Source organism: Microbacterium sp. ER1 (assembly GCF_023383675.1).
In the GTDB taxonomy this organism is placed as follows: domain Bacteria; phylum Actinomycetota; class Actinomycetes; order Actinomycetales; family Microbacteriaceae; genus Microbacterium.
Window position 1 is genome coordinate 333854 of the sequence record NZ_QCXO01000138.1, and the last position, 16710, is coordinate 350563.

General features: G+C 70.1%; 18 protein-coding genes. 8 read left to right on the top strand and 10 right to left on the bottom strand.

The genetic code is table 11. The annotated features are described in order from the left end of the window. Positions 1-90: 90 nt before the first annotated feature. Complete coding sequence (gene map, locus BV453_RS14965) at positions 91-873, top strand: type I methionyl aminopeptidase (RefSeq protein WP_249521946.1); 783 nt, start codon at positions 91-93, stop codon at positions 871-873. Here map and BV453_RS14970 read toward each other — a convergent pair. The 6 genes from BV453_RS14970 to rpsP are packed head-to-tail and all read right to left on the bottom strand — an operon-like array spanning position 836 to position 4086. Further along, positions 836-1318 carry a pyrimidine dimer DNA glycosylase/endonuclease V gene (locus tag BV453_RS14970; RefSeq protein WP_249521947.1) on the bottom strand — a complete coding sequence of 161 codons (483 nt, stop codon included), beginning with the start codon at positions 1316-1318 and terminating at the stop codon, positions 836-838. The genes map and BV453_RS14970 overlap by 38 nt on opposite strands. Then, entirely contained in the window at positions 1315-2049 is a 735-nt protein-coding gene (locus tag BV453_RS14975; protein ID WP_249521948.1) for a class I SAM-dependent methyltransferase, read from the bottom strand. The genes BV453_RS14970 and BV453_RS14975 overlap by 4 nt, the downstream gene beginning before the upstream one ends. Before the next feature lie 40 nt (positions 2050-2089). Next, the gene (gene trmD / locus BV453_RS14980) at positions 2090-2794 is read right to left on the bottom strand and encodes a tRNA (guanosine(37)-N1)-methyltransferase TrmD (protein ID WP_249521949.1); all 705 of its coding nucleotides are present in this window, start codon (positions 2792-2794) and stop codon (positions 2090-2092) included. Positions 2795-2813: 19 nt separating this feature from the next. Next, on the bottom strand, positions 2814-3410 hold the full coding sequence (gene rimM / locus BV453_RS14985) for a ribosome maturation factor RimM (protein ID WP_126892983.1): 597 nt from the start codon (positions 3408-3410) through the stop codon (positions 2814-2816). Between the two features lies 1 nt (position 3411). Further along, entirely contained in the window at positions 3412-3642 is a 231-nt protein-coding gene (locus tag BV453_RS14990; RefSeq protein ID WP_025103341.1) for an RNA-binding protein, read from the bottom strand. 6 nt (positions 3643-3648) lie between these two features. Then, positions 3649-4086, bottom strand: a complete 438-nt coding sequence (gene rpsP / locus BV453_RS14995) for a 30S ribosomal protein S16 (protein WP_025103340.1) — start codon at positions 4084-4086, stop codon at positions 3649-3651. A 208-nt stretch (positions 4087-4294) separates the two neighbouring features. On the opposite strand from rpsP, the gene BV453_RS15000 reads away from it, so the two are divergent. After that, on the top strand, positions 4295-5446 hold the full coding sequence (locus tag BV453_RS15000) for a glutamate--cysteine ligase (protein WP_025103339.1): 1152 nt from the start codon (positions 4295-4297) through the stop codon (positions 5444-5446). A 12-nt stretch (positions 5447-5458) separates the two neighbouring features. Here BV453_RS15000 and BV453_RS15005 read toward each other — a convergent pair whose 3' ends face one another. Beyond that, positions 5459-6430: a sugar-binding transcriptional regulator gene (locus BV453_RS15005; RefSeq protein ID WP_025103338.1), complete on the bottom strand. Its 972-nt coding sequence runs from the start codon at positions 6428-6430 to the stop codon at positions 5459-5461. A gap of 102 nt (positions 6431-6532) precedes the next feature. Here BV453_RS15005 and BV453_RS15010 point away from each other — a divergent pair, with 102 nt between their 5' ends. The 3 genes from BV453_RS15010 (at position 6533) to glpK (ending at position 10641) form a co-directional block, all read left to right on the top strand. After that, complete coding sequence (locus tag BV453_RS15010) at positions 6533-8242, top strand: glycerol-3-phosphate dehydrogenase/oxidase (RefSeq protein WP_249521950.1); 1710 nt, start codon at positions 6533-6535, stop codon at positions 8240-8242. Between the two features lie 92 nt (positions 8243-8334). Next, positions 8335-9090 carry an MIP/aquaporin family protein gene (locus BV453_RS15015; protein WP_025103336.1) on the top strand — a complete coding sequence of 252 codons (756 nt, stop codon included), beginning with the start codon at positions 8335-8337 and terminating at the stop codon, positions 9088-9090. Positions 9091-9126: 36 nt separating this feature from the next. Further along, positions 9127-10641: a glycerol kinase GlpK gene (gene glpK, locus BV453_RS15020; protein WP_060922209.1), complete on the top strand. Its 1515-nt coding sequence runs from the start codon at positions 9127-9129 to the stop codon at positions 10639-10641. A 161-nt stretch (positions 10642-10802) separates the two neighbouring features. Here glpK and BV453_RS15025 read toward each other — a convergent pair whose 3' ends face one another. Further along, positions 10803-11678: a LysR family transcriptional regulator gene (locus BV453_RS15025; RefSeq protein WP_249521951.1), complete on the bottom strand. Its 876-nt coding sequence runs from the start codon at positions 11676-11678 to the stop codon at positions 10803-10805. Positions 11679-11756: 78 nt separating this feature from the next. Between BV453_RS15025 and BV453_RS15030 the strand changes: the two genes are divergently transcribed. Next, complete coding sequence (locus tag BV453_RS15030) at positions 11757-12665, top strand: EamA family transporter (protein ID WP_249521952.1); 909 nt, start codon at positions 11757-11759, stop codon at positions 12663-12665. Positions 12666-12677: 12 nt separating this feature from the next. Here BV453_RS15030 and ffh read toward each other — a convergent pair whose 3' ends face one another. Both ffh and BV453_RS15040 read right to left on the bottom strand, forming a co-directional pair. Further along, positions 12678-14240, bottom strand: coding sequence for a signal recognition particle protein (gene ffh / locus BV453_RS15035; RefSeq protein WP_025103333.1), 1563 nt, complete (start codon positions 14238-14240; stop codon positions 12678-12680). 148 nt (positions 14241-14388) lie between these two features. Further along, positions 14389-14976 (bottom strand): TetR/AcrR family transcriptional regulator, encoded by a 588-nt coding sequence (locus BV453_RS15040; protein ID WP_062635215.1) that lies wholly within the window; start codon positions 14974-14976, stop codon positions 14389-14391. Between the two features lie 87 nt (positions 14977-15063). On the opposite strand from BV453_RS15040, the gene lipB reads away from it, so the two are divergent. Together lipB and lipA are read left to right on the top strand one after the other, a co-directional pair. Then, positions 15064-15714 (top strand): lipoyl(octanoyl) transferase LipB, encoded by a 651-nt coding sequence (gene lipB / locus BV453_RS15045; RefSeq protein WP_249521953.1) that lies wholly within the window; start codon positions 15064-15066, stop codon positions 15712-15714. Beyond that, positions 15711-16700, top strand: a complete 990-nt coding sequence (gene lipA / locus BV453_RS15050; RefSeq protein WP_025103330.1) for a lipoyl synthase — start codon at positions 15711-15713, stop codon at positions 16698-16700. Before lipB ends, lipA begins: the two co-directional genes overlap by 4 nt. Positions 16701-16710: the final 10 nt, after the last annotated feature.

Here is a 16710-nt window from a genome sequence, read left to right on the forward strand (position 1 = left end):
CGCGCCTGCGCGTCACGGGTGTTCGCTGAGAGCGGCAGGCGCCGGGCACCCCGTCCGATCAGGGAGAATGGAGACGACGAGAGGACACTGATGATCGAACTGCGCACCCCTGCCGAGATCGATGAGATGCGCGCGGCAGGCCGGTTCGTCGCCGAGACGCTGGCGACCCTGCGCGACGAGACGAAGGTCGGCACCAACCTCCTGGCGATCGACCGCCGGGCCCATGACATGATCCGCAAGGCCGGCGCCGAGTCCTGCTACATCGACTACCACCCGTCCTTCGGGGCGAGCCCCTTCGGCAAGGTCATCTGCACCTCGGTGAACGACGCCGTGCTGCACGGCCTGCCGCACGACTACGCGCTCCGGGACGGCGACCTCGTCACCCTGGACTTCGCCGTCTCGGTCGACGGCTGGGTCGCCGACTCCGCGGTCTCCTTCGTCGTGGGTACGCCGCGGGACGAGGACCTCCGTCTCATCGACACCACGGGACGCGCGCTGGCCGCCGCGATCGAGACCTCGGTGGTCGGAAAGCGCATCGGCGACATCTCCGCCGCGATCGCCGACGTCGCGCACGGCGAGGGCTACTCCATCAACACCGACTTCGGGGGCCACGGCGTCGGACGCACGATGCACGGCGACCCTCATGTGGCGAACGACGGCCGCGCGGGACGCGGTTTCCCGCTCCGCGCCGGCCTCGTGCTCGCCCTGGAGCCCTGGTTCCTCGCGACGACGGACGAGCTGGTCACCGACCCCGACGGGTGGACGCTGCGGAGCGCGGACGGCTCCCGCGGCGCGCACTCCGAGCACACCATCGCCATCACCGAGGACGGACCGATCATCCTGACGGATCGCTCGTTCCTCGGCGTCGACTGACTCCGGCCGCGGGGTCGGCGCGCTCCCAGGGCGCGACCGGCCCGGGCACGACGACGAACAGCGGGTGCGCCTTCGGGAGCTCCACAGACCCGTGTCGGCTGAGCACGTCCGGACTGCGCTCGGCGAGCTTCGCCCGCAGATGCTCCCACTCGCGTGCCAGCTGACCCGTGGTGACCGGGATCGACGGCACCGCCGACTCCGCGCGCCGGATACGAGTGCGGTCGAAACGGTAGCCGCGCTCGTCCGCCTCATCGGCGACGCCCACCAGGTACGCACCCACCGTGGCCACGGGATCGGCCGTCGCCCGGAAGCGCTCGAGCTGCGGGTGTCGCTGATACCCCTTCGTGGCGTCGGCGAGCACCGCCTGAGCGAGGAGGGTCTCCCGCCAGCAGGCGACGAGCCCCTGACGGTCGAGGTACTCCGGATGCAGCGACCAGATCCTCATGCGCGGCGGTAACGGAACACGTCGGTGAGGTGCGGCAGATCGAACTCCACCTTCCCCCGCGTCTCATCCGTGCCGTCCAGCACCGCTTCCAGGGCCGCCACCATCGCCGTGCGCTGTGCCTCGTCCGCCACGAGGAAGCTGCTCACCGTGCCCCACCGTCGGAGGTAGTCCTCGCGGGTGATCCGCTCGGTCCAGCGCACCTCCTCGTGGATCTCCAGGACGAAACCGGGAAGGTCTGTCGCCGACGCGGAGGTGTCGTCGTCCGCGCCGACCGCGGGATGCGCCACCCGGTGGCACGCGAGATCCCAGGCACAGGCGGGGTCGGCGCGATTCCACAGCAGCCCGAGCGTTCCGTGAGGGACGAGCGTGCGGGCGATCTCAGCCGCCGCCGCGTCCCGATCGAACCAGTGGAACGCCTGCGCGACGCTGACGGCATCGACGGAGCCGTCCGGAACGGGGATGCTCTCCGCGGTCCCCGGCCGCGCGTCGACCGTCGGGAGCGTCCGCGCGAGCACGGCGAGCATCGGCGCGGACGGCTCGATCGCGATCACCTGCGTCGCCCGCGCGACGAGCAGGCCCGTGAACTTCCCGGTGCCGGCGCCGAGGTCGAGCGCCGTCGCCACGCGGTCCGGAACGATGATGTCGGCCGCGCGCTCCGGGAACCCCGGCCGGTAGCGGTCGTACTCCTCGCCGATGCTCTCGAACGATCGCGCGCGTGTCACATCCACCATGCCTCGACGCTAACAGCACTCGTCGCGACGGATGGCAGGGTCAGCCGTCGGTCGGCGCGTCCGGCAGCAGATCGGGGCGTCGCAGGCGGGTGCGGACGAGCTGCTGCTCACGCCGCCATGCCGCGATCGCGCCGTGGTTGCCGCTGAGGAGCACGTCGGGGACGGCGCGCTCCCGCCAGACCGACGGCTTCGTGTAGGACGGGTACTCGAGGAGGCCGTCCTCGTGCGACTCCTCCACCAGGCTCTCCGGATTGCCGACGACACCCGGGATCAGCCGACCGATGGCCTCGATCATCGCCATCGTCGCCACCTCGCCGCCGTTGAGCACGTAGTCGCCGAGGCTCAGCAGCCGCACCTCGCCACGCTCGGCGGCGTACTCGAAGACGCGCTCGTCGATGCCCTCGTAGCGCCCGCAGCCGAACACGAGGTGCTCGCGTCCCGCGAGGTCCCGCGCGGTCGCCTGGGTGAAGACCTCCCCGGCCGGCGACGGGAAGATGATGGTCGGCGCGGGGGTGGCGTCCGCCGTGAGCTCATCGAGGGCGAGGCCCCAGGGCTCCGGCTTCATGACCATGCCGGCTCCCCCGCCGTACGGGGTGTCGTCGACGGTGCGATGGCGGTCGTGCGTCCAGTCGCGCAGATCGTGCACCTGGAGGTCGAGCAGACCCGAGCCTCGCGCCTTGCCGAGCAGGGAGAGCGTCAGTCCGTCGAAGTACGAGGGGAAGATGGAGACGACGTCGATGCGCACGGGGGAACCGTATCAGCGGTCACTCGGCGCCGTCGGAGGCGGCGGTCCCGTCCTCCGACTCGGGAAGCTCCTCGAAGAGCCCGGCCGGCGGGGTCACGATGACGCGGCCGGCCGCCACGTCGACGGTGGGGACGATGGCCTCGACGAAGGGGACCATCACCTCGTCCGTGCCGCCGGTCGACGGCTTCACGATCAGGAGGTCCTGCGCCGGCAGGTGCTCGACGCGGACCACGCGGCCGACGACGGTCTCGTCGCGGACCACGTCCAGACCGACGAGCTGGTGGTCGAACCAGGCGTTGTCCTCGGTCTCGTCCTCGTCCTGGTCCATCCAGAGGATGGCGCGGACGAGGCTTTCGGCCGCGTTGCGATCGTCCACGTCCTCGAAGAAGACGACGGGGTTGCCGTTCATCACGCGGTATTCGCGGACGACGATCTCCTTGCCATGCCACGGAGATGCCTCGGGCACCTGCAACGTGAACGCGGCCCCGGGGACGAATCGCCGCTCCGGGTTGTCGGTGTAGAGCTCGAGCTTCAGGGCGCCCTTGAGCCCGTGAGCCTTGACCAGGCGTCCGACGCGCAGCTGGTTGCGGCCCTGGATGCGGTCCTGCGACACCACGTCAGTCGTCCGCGACGTCGACGCGGACGCGGCGCCCGTCGGCGAGGGCGCTCACGAGAGTGCGCAGGGCCTTGGCCGTGCGGCCGCCGCGCCCGATCACGCGTCCACGGTCGTCGGGGTGCACACGCACCTCGAGCAGGTCGCCACGGGGCGACGAGGATTCGTGGATGCGCACATCTTCGGGGTGATCGACGATCCCCTTGACGATGTGTTCGAGCGCGGCGGCGAGCACGATGGATTACTCGGCGTCGGCGGCGGGAGCCTCAGCGGCCTCCGCGTCGGCGTCAGCGGCGGGGGCCTCCGCAGCGGGGGCCTCCTCCTTCTTCTCCGCCTTGGGCTTGATGACCGACTTCTTCGAGGCGTCGGCCTCGAACGCGGCCTTCTCGCCGGCGACCTTGAGGGTGGACTTCGCGTCCTTGTCGCCCTTGAAGGTGCCCCAGTCGCCGGTGATCTTGAGGATGGCGGTGACCTGCTCGGTCGGCTGCGCGCCGACGGAGAGCCAGTACTGCGCACGCTCGGAGTCGACCTCGATGAACGAGGGCTCCTCGGTGGGGTGGTACTTGCCGATCTCCTCGATCACGCGACCGTCGCGCTTGGTGCGCGAGTCGGCGACGACGATGCGGTAGTACGGCGCGCGGATCTTGCCCATGCGCTTGAGACGAATCTTGACAGCCACGATTCTCCTGAATGGTGTGGAAGGAAACGAACCGGTCGCCTGGAGCGTGGGGTGCACACCCGGCGGAAGCTCAAATGAGGAGGACGAGCGCTGGATAGAGGGTCGAGCACGTCGTCCGACCCTCTATTCTGCCAGATGCGTGCGCCTTGTGCGAAACCCGGCGACACGGCGTTGCGGAGCAGGCCCGGCCCCGTGTCAGACTGTCCCCGTGCAGCTCGACTTCGCCGCTTCGGCCCGCTCCACCGTCGGTCTCGAGTGGGAGATCATGCTCGCCGATCCCGAGACCGGTGATCTCGTCGGTCGCGCGCCGGAGCTCCTCGCCGCGCTGGAGGCGGAGAGCGAGGACGAACGCCACACCGTCACCGGCGAGCTCCTGACCAACACCATCGAGGTGACCAGCGGGATCGGCGACTCCGTGGCCCACGCCGTCGACGACATCGCCAACGCGATCGCGGCCGTGCGGTCGGCCACCGATCCGGCAGGGATCGAGCTGCTCTCCGCCGGAAGCCACCCGTTCGCCCAGTGGTACGACCAGTCGGTGACCGACAAGACCCGGTACCACACCCTCATCGAGCGCACCCAGTGGTGGGGGCGCAACATGATGATCTGGGGCATCCACGTGCACGTGGGCGTCGACGAGCAGCGCAAGGTCTTCCCCATCATCAACGCACTGTCGGCCTATCTCCCCCACCTGCAGGCGCTGTCGGCGTCCAGCCCGTTCTGGGCCGGGGAACGCACGGGGTACGCCTCCAATCGCGCTCTCGTCTTCCAGCAGCTGCCCACGGCGGGCCTTCCCTGGCCGCTGCGCGACTGGTCGGAGTTCGAGCGCTACCTGGACGACATGGTCCGCACCGGTGTCATGGCCGATGCCACGGAAGTGCGCTGGGACATCCGTCCCGCCCCGCGCTGGGGCACGATCGAGGTCCGCGCGTGCGACGGCCTGTCCACGCTCTCCGAGATGGCCGCGGTGGCCGCGCTCGTGCAGGTCCTCGTCGAGCACTTCTCCCGGCTCCTGGATGAAGGGGCCGCCCTGCCCGACCTCCCCGCGTGGTTCCACCGCGAGAACAAGTGGCGCGCGGCCCGATACGGCCTCGACGCCCGGGTCATCGTCGACACGATCGGCACGCAGCGCCCCGTGCGCGAGCACCTGACCGAGAAGATCGAGGAACTGGCCCCGGTCGCCGTCGAGCTCGGGTGCGTGCGCGAGTTCGGCAGCATCGCGACGATCCTCGACGGCGGAGCGAGCTACGCCCGTCAGCTCGCGGTCGCCGACGCCACGGACGGGGACCTCCGCGCCGTGGTCCAGCACCTCATCCGGGAGTTCCGGACCGGACCGCAGTCCTCGATCGAAGGCGAGTGACGCGAACGCCCCTCAGTCCTCGACGAGCCGGCGCGCGAGCCCCTCGTCCAGGACCACGTCGGTGATGAGCTCGGCGGCGATAGCCGCGCGCAGGCTCGCGAGCTTGGGCACACCGGAGACGACGCAGACCCGCCTCGGCACGCGCCGCAGCCGATCGAGGCCCGGCCCCGTCGCCCGCGCATTGAGCCGGATGTCGCGCCAGGAGCCGTCGGCGCGGAAGAAGACCGTCGCCACGTCGCCGATCGCGTGGTCCTCCCGCAGACTGCGGTAGTCCTCCCGACCGAGGTAGCCGCCGACGTACACCCGGCTGGGCACCTCCGCGGCCGGGGACCCGAGGCTGAACACGGCGATGTCCATCTTCGCCTGCAGGTCGAGGACGCGCCGGGTGCTGCGCTCGCGCCACATCGCCTCGCGAGTGGCGGGGTCGTCGAAGAACGCGGGGACCGGGAACTGCTGCACCTGCGCCCCGAACGCGCTCCCGAAGCGCTGCAGGATGTCGCTGGAGTACTCCACACCGCTCGTCTGGGTGTTCCCGGCGCCGTTGAGCTGCACGAACGTCGTGTTGTGCGTCTCCTTCTGGGTGAGACCGCGGCTGACCGCGCTGATCGTCGATCCCCACGCGACGCCGACGATCATGTTCGAGTCCACGAACTGCGAGAGGAGTCGTCCCGCGGTCAGAGCGACGCGCTCCAGACGTTCGACCTCGCTGACGATCTCGGCCATCGGCACCACATGCGCCACCACCCGATGCCGGTCCCTGATGCGCTGCTCGAGCATCCCGAGGCGCTCCAGCGGCGAATTGATGCGGATGTCGACGAGGCCACTCTCCCGCGCGAAGCTGAGCAGCCGCGACACGGACGATCGCGAGGTGCCGAGCTCCTGCGCGATGACCTCCATGGTCTTGTCCTGCATGTAGTAGAGCTGCGCAGCGGTGAGCGCGGCGACCAGCTTGCCGTCGCGCGATGGCGCTCCGGATCCCGCCATGATGACCTCCTCTCCCTCGATCCTTGCACATATGTGCAGCGAGCTTGCGCGCGGCGTCACGGAGGTCGATGCTGGTGGCAAGCAAGGAAGAGAGGGTCGACGATGATCGATTCCACCCACACGTCCCCGGAGCGGGACGCGGTCCGCGCGCTCCGCGAATCCGGGCGCACCAGTGTCCTCGTTATCGGCGGCGGCATCAACGGCATCTCCACGTTCCGCGACCTCGCCCTGCAGGGCGTCGACGTCGTCCTCGTCGAGCGCGGTGACTTCGCCTCCGGTGCCTCCGCGGCGTCGAGCCACATGATCCACGGCGGCATCCGCTACCTGGAGAACGGCGAGTTCCGCCTCGTGCGCGAGTCGGTGGAGGAGCGCAACGGTCTGCTCAAGATCGCTCCGCACTACGTCAAGCCGCTGCAGACGACGATCCCGATCTACTCCACGTTCTCCGGGATCCTCTCCGCTCCGCTCCGCTTCCTCACGCACAAGAGCGGGAAGCCGAAGGAGCGCGGCGCCTTCCTCATCAAGGTCGGCCTCACGATCTACGACACGTTCTCCCGCGACGGCGGCACCGTGCCCCGGCACCGCTTCCTCGGCCGCAAGAAGTCCCTCGCCGAGCTGCCGTCGATGGATCCGAAGATCAAGTACACGGCCACGTACTACGACGCGTCGATGCACGACCCCGAGCGCCTCGCGCTCGATGTGCTGCAGGACGGCCGCGCCGCGCACCCCGGTGCCGTGGCACTGAACTACGTCGAGGCGATCGGCCGCGACGGCGAGCAGATCACGCTCCGGGACCGCGAGAGCGGCACCGAGTTCACCGTGACCGCCGATGTCGTCGTGAACGCCTCCGGCCCGTGGACCGACCTCACGAACGACGCCCTCGGCACCGACACGCACTTCATGGGCGGCACCAAGGGATCGCACATCGTGCTCGACAACCCCGAGCTGCTGGCGGCGACGCGGGGTCGCGAGATCTTCTTCGAGCACTCCGACGGCCGCATCGTGCTGATCTACCCGCTCAAGGGCCGCGTCCTCGTCGGCACCACCGACATCGATGCCGACCCGCGCGAGGTGCCGGTGTGCACGGAGGAGGAGATCGACTACTTCTTCGACCTCGTCCACCACGTGTTCCCGTCCATCGCGGTGACGCGTGAGCAGATCGTCTACAACTTCTCCGGCATCCGCCCGCTCCCCCGCCACGAGGACACCGCTCCCGGCTTCGTCTCGCGCGACTACCGCGTCGAGGTCGACCGCCAGGGCGCCGTCCCGCTGGTGAGCCTGGTCGGCGGCAAGTGGACCACGTTCCGCGCCCTGGGCGAGTCCCTCTCCGACACGGTGCTCGGCCTCCTCGGCCGCACGCGCACCGTGTCCACGGCGGGTCGCGCGATCGGCGGCGGACGCGAGTTCCCGCGCACCGAGAAGGCGAAGCGGATCTGGATCCAGGAGAACCTCCCCGGCGCCGGCGCTCGCGCCGAGCAGCTCCTCGCGCGCTACGGCACCCGGGCAGCGGCCGTGTGGGCCTTCGTCGAGCAGGGGGACGACGCGCCCCTCGCCGGCGGCGACCTGTCGACGCGCGAGCTGGAGTGGATGGTGAACGAGGAGATGGTCACCCGTCTCGAGGACGTCATCCTCCGCCGCACCAGCATCGCCTTCACCGGCGGCGCCCGGGCAGAGGTGCTCGACGAGGTCGCCGACGCCCTGGCTCCCCTCCTCGGATGGGACCGCGAGCGTCACGATGCCGAGGTGGAGCAGACGCGTGTGCTGCTGAACGAGCGACACGGACTCCACATCCCGTCCCGCGCCCGCGGCTGACGGGGCTCCGACCACCGCGCCCTCCTCGCGGTGCTACCCCATAAGGGGTCGGGGCAGAGGGGCCCCGACCCGCAAGAAAGGTCAACGAAGACATGACTGACGTCAATCTCGGTCTCTACTTCCTCTCCGAGCTCGTCGGCACCGCGATGCTGGTCCTGCTCGGTTGCGGTGTGGTCGCGAACGTCGCCCTGGCGAAGAACAAGGGCTTCGGCGGCGGCTTCCTGATGGTCAACTGGGGATGGGGTCTCGCGGTGTTCGCGGGTGTGCTCGTCTCGGCGTACTCCGGTGCCATCCTGAACCCGGCCGTCGGCATCGGCCTGCTGGTCGCCGGCAAGATCACCTTCGCGATGTTCCTCACCGCGACCGCCGCGGAGCTCCTCGGCGCGATCATCGGCGCGATCGTCGTCTGGCTCGCCTACAAGCAGCACTTCGACGAGGAGCCGGAGGCCGCCAACAAGCTCGGCGTCTTCTCCACCGGCCCCGCCATCCGCTCCTACGGCTGGAACCTCGTCACCGAGATCATCGGCACCTTCGTCCTCGTCTTCGTCATCTTCGCGTTCGCGGACTACGGCGACATCGAGGTCGGCACGCCCGGTGGCCTCGGCCCGCTCACGGCTCTCCCGGTGGCCCTGCTGGTGGTCGCGATCGGTGCATCGCTCGGTGGTCCCACCGGCTACGCGATCAACCCGGCGCGTGACCTCGGTCCGCGCATCGCCCACGCGATCCTCCCGATCCAGGGCAAGGGTTCCAGCGACTGGTCCTACTCGTGGGTTCCCGTCGTCGGTCCGCTCATCGGTGGTGTCATCGCCGCCCTCGCCGCCCCCGGCCTGCTCAGCCTCGCCGGCTGATCCCCCTCAACCGCTCGGGAATTCAAAGGAGAACACATGGCTGACTACATCATCGCGATCGACCAGGGAACGACGTCGAGCCGCGCGATCATCTTCGACAAGAAGGGCAGCATCGTCGCCACCGGCCAGAAGGAGCACGAGCAGATCCTTCCCAAGGCCGGCTGGGTGGAGCACGACGCCGCCGAGATCTGGCGCAACGTCCAGGAGGTGATCGGTCTGGCCCTCGGGCGCGCCGATCTGACCCGCCACGACATCGCCGCCGTGGGCATCACGAACCAGCGCGAGACGGCCGTCGTGTGGGACAAGACCACGGGCAAGCCGGTCTACAACGCCATCGTCTGGCAGGACACCCGCACGCAGGAGATCGTCAACCGCCTCGCGGGCGACGAGGGCGTCGACCGGTTCAAGTCGATCGTCGGCCTCCCGCTGGCGACCTACTTCTCCGGCACCAAGATCACCTGGATCCTGGAGAACGTCGAGGGGGCCCGCGAGAAGGCCGAGGCTGGAGACCTGCTCTTCGGCACGACCGACACCTGGGTCCTGTGGAACCTGACCGGCGGCATCGACGGCGGCGTGCACGCGACCGACGTGACGAACGCCTCGCGCACGATGTTCATGGACCTCGAGACGCTGGAATGGCGCGACGACATCCTCGAGGCGTTCGGTGTACCGCGCTCGATGATGCCGGAGATCCGCTCCTCCTCCGAGGTCTACGGTGCCGCCGAGAGCTCGTCGCTGCTGCGCGAGACGCCGATCGCCGGCATCCTCGGCGACCAGCAGGCGGCGACGTTCGGGCAGGCCGCGTTCCAGAAGGGCGAGAGCAAGAACACCTACGGCACGGGCTGCTTCCTCATCTTCAACACGGGCGAGGAGATCGTCCGCTCGAAGAACGGCCTGCTCACCACCGTCGGCTACAAGCTCGGCGACCAGCCCACGCACTACGCGCTGGAGGGATCGATCGCGGTCACCGGCTCGCTCATCCAGTGGCTGCGCGACCAGCTCGGCATCATCTCCTCCGCCCCTGAGGTCGAGGAGCTGGCCGAGAAGGTCGAGGACAACGGCGGCGTGTACATCGTCCCGGCGTTCTCGGGTCTGTTCGCACCGTACTGGCGTCCGGACGCCCGTGGCGCGATCGTCGGCCTCACCCGCTACGCGAACAAGAACCACATCGCGCGCGCTGCGCTGGAGGCTGTGGCCTTCCAGACCCGCGACGTGCTCGACGCGGTCAACGCGGACGCCGGAGTGGATCTCAGCGAGCTCAAGGTCGACGGCGGCATGGTCGCCAACGACGCGCTCATGCAGTTCCAGGCCGACATCCTCGGCGTCCCGGTCGTGCGTCCGGTCGTGGCGGAGACCACCGCGCTCGGTGCGGCCTACGCCGCGGGCCTCGCGGTCGGCTTCTGGAGCGGCCTCGACGACCTGTCCGCCAACTGGCAGGAGGACCGCCGCTGGGAGCCCTCGCTCGACGAGGCCGAGCGCGACCGCCAGCTGCGCCTGTGGCGCAAGGCCGTCACCAAGTCGATGGACTGGGTCGACGACGACGTGCGCTGATCACCACACGATGAGGCGGGTCCGGGTTCTTCCCGGGCCCGCCTCGTCGTCTCCGGCTCAACGTTCTGCGGAGTCGCCTGCACGATCCGGATACGGTGGCCCGCCCGTTCCGGGGATTCCGTCGTGCATCCGTTCGCGGGTCGTGCAGCCGGAACATCGGCTCAGGAGGCCGTGGCGACGATGTCGAGGAAGGCGCGGGCGGCGCTGCGCGGTGCGGCGGCGTCCCAGGCCAGGTGCTCGACACGAACGGGGCCGTCCTGGATGGCCACCGTGTCGACGACGTCTCGATAGCCCCGCACCACCCCGGGCGCGAGCAGCGTGACGGCGAGGCCCGCAGCGACCAGGCCGATCAGACTCGCAGCCGTGTCGGATTCGAAGGCCACGTCCCGCTCGAGCCGCGCGGACAGGAATGCCGCGTCACTCTGCGCGCGTCCCGAGGTTCCGGCGGGGAAGTCGGCGAAAGCGGAGTCCGCGAGGTCGCTCAGGCGCACCCTCCGCTTCGCGGCAAGGTGGTGCCCGCGAGGCAGCACCGCTACCAGCGGCTCGTGGGACAGGGGTCGGGACGCCACACCCTGGGGCTCCACGCCCTCCCGAAGTCCGAGGAAGGCGACATCGAGGTCGCCCTGACGGATCGCGGCCATGAGGCCGTCACTGTTCCCCTCGCGGAGCTCCACGCGGGCGGCCGGATGCGCGGTGCGATAGGCCACGAGGAGCGCGGGGACGTCGACGGCGGTCACCGTGGGGATGATCCCGAGCCGGAGCGTTCCGACGACTTCGCCCGCAGCGGCCGCGGCATCCTCCCGCGCCTGATCCGCGGCGCGCACCGCGGGACGCGCGGAGCGGAGGAACGCCTCTCCGGACTCGGTCGCACGGACGCTGCGACTGGTGCGCGCGAACAGCCGCACGCCCAGCTCGCGTTCGAGTGCGGCGACCTGATGGCTGAGCGCCGACTGCGTGACGTGACAGCGCTCCGCCGCGCGGGTGAACGAGCCGGTGTCCGCCACGGCGACGACATATCGCAGCTGCTGGAGTTCCATAGCTCCATGATCGCTCGTCATGGATAGCGTGACAACAATGCGTTGGACTCATCTGAATGCGGCGCGCAGGCTGGGAGCATGAACCGCCTCACGCTCACCCTCGTCACGGCCCTCGCGCCCGCGGCGTGGGGTACGACCTACCTGGTGACGACGGAGCTGCTCCCCGCCGGGCATCCGCTCCTCGCCGGCCTCCTCCGCTCGCTTCCTGCGGGTCTCCTCGCGGTGCTGCTGGCCCGGCGCCTGCCGCACGGCGCCTGGTGGGGCAGGGTCGTCGTGCTCGGCGCCCTCAACATCGGCGCGTTCTTCCCGCTGCTGTTCCTCGCGGCTGAGCGCCTCCCCGGTGGGGTCGCCGCCGCCGTCGCCGGAGCGCAGCCGCTCATCGTCCTGGGACTCGGAGCGCTCGTGCTTGGAGAGCGCATCCGCCCGGTGTCCGCCGCGGCAGCCGTGCTCGGAGCGGCGGGGGTCGCCCTCGTCGTCCTCGGCCCTGCCGCCGCGCTGGACCTCTGGGGCCTCGTCGCGGCTCTCGGCGGGGTGACCGCGACCGGCCTCGGGATGATCCTCACCAAGCGCTGGGGACGCCCCGCCGGCGTCGGTCCGGTGGCCTACGCCGGCTGGCAGCTCACCGCGGGAGGACTGCTGCTCCTCCCCCTCACCTTCGCGGTCGAAGGCCCGCCTCCTGCCCTCGACGCCGATGCGCTCCTCGGCTATCTCTGGCTCGCGACGGCGGGAGGGATCGTCGCGTACACACTGTGGTTCCGCGGGATCCAGCGCCTGCCCGTGATCGTGCCCGGGCTCCTCGCGCTGCTCTCACCGATCGTCGCGACGCTGCTCGGCGTGCTCGTGGTCGGCGAGAGCTTCACCCTGGTCCAGGTGGCGGGCATCGTGATCACGCTCGCCGCCCTCGTCGGCGGGCAGTTCGCGGCACGGCCGCGAGGCACGCCCGCGACCACGGTCGATCCTTCGGCCGCGCCGGTCGCCGTGCGCTGAGGTCCCGGCCGCTCAGCCCTTGCCGAACAGCTTCTGGATCTCAGCGAGGTCCGCCTCCGAGGGGGCCGCGCCTCCCCCGCCGAGGCCGAAGCCCGAGCCGGTCGGTGCCGACGAGGCCGCGAGGCCGGCGTTCTCCGCCGCGCGCTTCGCGGGGTTGCCGGAGCGGGAGCGGTTGCCGCCCCCACCCTTGCCCTTCTTGCCGCGCTTCGACGAGGCGCCGGGCTTGCCCATGCCGGGCACCGGGCCCATGCCGGGGATGTTCGGCGTGCCGCCACGGGCGACCGTCTTCATCATCTTCGCGGCCTGCTCGAAGCGCTGGACAAGCTGATTGACGTCCGTGACGGTCATGCCGGAACCGCGCGCGATGCGCAGACGGCGCGAGCCGTTGAGGATCTTGGGGTTGCGACGCTCGACCGGCGTCATGGACCGGATGATGGCTTCGGTGCGGTCGATCTCGCGCTCGTCGAAGTCCTCGAGCTGCTGCTTCATCTGGCCCATGCCCGGGAGCATCCCGAGCATCTTCTTCATCGAGCCCATCTTCTTCATCTGCTGGAGCTGCTCGAGGAAGTCCTCCAGGGTGAAGGCCTCGTTCGCGAGCTTCTCCGCGACCTTGCGTGCCTCCTCCTCGTCGAAGGCCTGCTGGGCCTGCTCGATGAGGGTGAGGATGTCGCCGAGGTCGAGGATGCGGCTCGCCATCCGGTCGGGGTGGAACGGCTCGAGGTCTTCCAGCCGCTCGCCCGTGGAGGCGAAGATGATCGGGCGACCCGTGACCGAGGCGACCGACAGCGCCGCTCCGCCTCGCGCGTCGCCGTCGAGCTTGGAGAGCACGACGCCGGTGAAGTCCACGCCCTCCTGGAAGGCCTTGGCGGTGTTGACGGCGTCCTGACCGATCATCGCGTCGATGACGAAGAGCACCTCGTCCGGGTTGACCGCCTTGCGGATGTCGGCGGCCTGCTTCATGAGCTCGGCGTCGACACCGAGGCGGCCGGCGGTGTCGATGATGACCACGTCGTGCTGCTGCCGGCGGGCGTGCTCGACACCGTCGCGCGAAACCTTCACGGGATCGCCGACGCCGTTGCCGGGCTCGGGCGCGTACACGGTGGCTCCGGCCTGCTCTGCGACCACCTGGAGCTGGTTCACGGCGTTCGGACGCTGGAGATCGGCCGCCACGAGGAGCGGCGTGTGGCCCTCGCTCTCGAGCTGCTTGGCGAGCTTGCCGGCGAACGTCGTCTTTCCCGAACCCTGGAGGCCGGCGAGCATGATCACGGTCGGCGCCGTCTTGGCGAACTGCAGGCGCCGTTGCTCACCGCCGAGGATCTGGACGAGTTCCTCGTTGACGATCTGCACCACCTGCTGCGCGGGGTTCAGCGCCTTGTTGACCTCGTCGCCGAGAGCGCGCTCGCGCACCTTGGCGGTGAAGTCCTTGACGACCGCGAGCGCGACGTCGGCATCGAGCAGGGCGCGACGGATCTCGCGCACCGTGCCGTCGACGTCGGCGGCGGTGAGCTTTCCCTTCGTGCGCAGGTTGCGGAAGGTGTCGGTGAGCCGATCGGAGAGCGTGCCAAAGGTAGCCATGGTGCCTACGATTCTACGCGAGCGGAGCCTCCACGCTCAGCGCGGCACGGAGGCGGCTCGCCGAAACCCCGCCTCGCTGTCGAGACCCCGCCCGGCATGCGTGAGCACGCCGGGGCCTCGGCGCGAAACCGGGGTCTCGCGACCGCGGTCAGTCCCGCCAGGGGAGATCGTGCACGCGGGCGAGGGCCTCGTGCAGCACGGACTCCGGAGTGCCGCGGCCGGCGCCCTCCTCCGCCCACACCCGGAGCGCCGACATGACAGCGGCCGCCTGCGCGGCCCCGAGCACGTCGGCGCGCATGACGTCGATCCCGGCCGCGCACGCCGCTCGGGAGATGGCGGCGGAGAGGCGGGCCAGACGGACGCCCGTCTCCCGCACCAGCTCCTCCTCGAGGGCCATGGCCGCCGCGTTCCGCAGGGCCAGCGCCAGAGGATCCGGCGCGAAGTCCTGCACGATGCCGTGGAGGATCAGCCGCACCCGCTCCCCCGTGGCCTCGCGGCCGAGGTCGTCCAGCGCGGTGGTGGCGACGCCGATGCGCTCATCGATACCCGACCACAGCACGTCGCTCTTAGACGTGAAGTAGTTGAAGAAGCTCGACCGGCTGACCCCCGCCCGCTGCGTGATGTCCGCGATGGACGTGGCCTCGTACCCGCGCTCCAGGAAGAGCTCGCAGGCGGCCTCGGCGAGGGTCTCGCGCGAGGAGGCCTTCGGGCGGCCGGCGCGACCAGTCCGGTTCATGACTTCACGGTACCGCGCGCCGCGCCGCACCCCGGACGAGGATGTATTGTTGGACGCAATCCATGTATTAGAGGGAAGCGACGACGCATGCTCGACATCCTCACCCCCGGCTTCATGCCGACCCCTGTCCCCTATCCTGACGGCTGGGCCCTGCAGCGCCGCGTGCACGCGGACGTCGTGTCCGGTGCCCGCCCCGACACGCTCATCCTGCTCGAGCACGCGGCCGTCTACACCGCGGGCAAGCGCACGGAGGACCACGAGCGCCCCCAGGACGGGACCCCGGTCATCGACGTGGACCGCGGCGGGAAGATCACCTGGCACGGGCCGGGGCAGCTCGTCGGGTATCCGATCTTCCGGCTGCCGGAGCCGATGGACGTGGTCGCACACGTCCGGCGTCTGGAGCGGATCCTCATCGAGGTGCTGCGTCCGTTCGGGGTCGACGGGCACCAGATCGAGGGGCGCAGCGGTGTGTGGGTGCGCCGACCGCTCTCTGAGGACAAGGTGGCCGCGATCGGCGTGCGGGTGCAGCAGGGCGTGACCATGCACGGCTTCGCCATCAACTGCGACAACAGTCTCGCCCCCTTCCGCGACATCATCCCCTGCGGCATCACCGACGCCGGCGTGACCACGGTGAGCGAGGTGTCCGGCCGCGTGGTCGGCCCGCTCGACCTCGTCGACGCCGTGCAGGACGCCTTCCGCACCGCGCACGCACCCGACCTGACAGGAGTCCCGGCATGACCGCCGCACCCGAGGGGCGCAAGCTCCTCCGCCTCGAGATCCGCAACGCCGAGACCCCGATCGAGCGCAAGCCCGAGTGGATCAAGACCAAGGCCAAGATGGGGCCGGAGTACTCCGCCTTGCACTCGCTCGTGAAGAGCGAGGATCTGCACACGGTGTGCCAGGAGGCCGGCTGCCCGAACATCTACGAGTGCTGGGAGGACCGCGAGGCGACGTTCCTCATCGGGGGGTCGCAGTGCACGCGTCGCTGCGACTTCTGCCAGATCGACACCGGCAAGCCCGCCGACTACGACACCGACGAGCCGCGACGCGTCGCCGAGAGCGTGCAGCGGATGAACCTCCGCTACGCGACCGTCACGAGCGTGGCCCGCGACGACCTCCCCGACACCGGTGCCTGGCTGAACGCCGAGACGGTGCGCAAGATCCACGAGCTGAACCCGAACACCGGCGTGGAGCTGCTGGCCAACGAGCACAACGCCGACCCGGCCTTCCTCGGCCAGATCTTCGATGCCCGTCCGGAGGTGTTCGCGCACAACGTGGAGACCGTGCCCCGCATCTTCAAGCGCATCCGTCCGGCGTTCCGCTACGAGCGGTCGCTGAACGTTCTCACCCAGGCCCGCGACGCCGGACTCATCACGAAGTCGAACCTCATCCTCGGCATGGGCGAGGAGCCGGAGGAGGTCGTCCAGGCGCTGCAGGACCTCCACGACGCCGGCTGCGACATCATCACCATCACCCAGTACCTCCGCCCGACGCCGCGTCATCTCCCGGTGTCGCGGTGGGTGAAGCCGGCCGAGTTCGTCGAGTTCAAGGAGGAGGCGGAGCGGATCGGCTTCCTCGGTGTGCTCGCCGGGCCGCTGGTGCGCTCCTCGTACCGGGCCGGACGGCTCTGGGCGCAGTCGATGACCTCGAAGGGACGGGAGATCCCCGCGCACCTCGCGCACATCGCGGAGAGCGCCGACCTCGGCTTCGCGCAGGCGGTCTGACCAGCGGCGG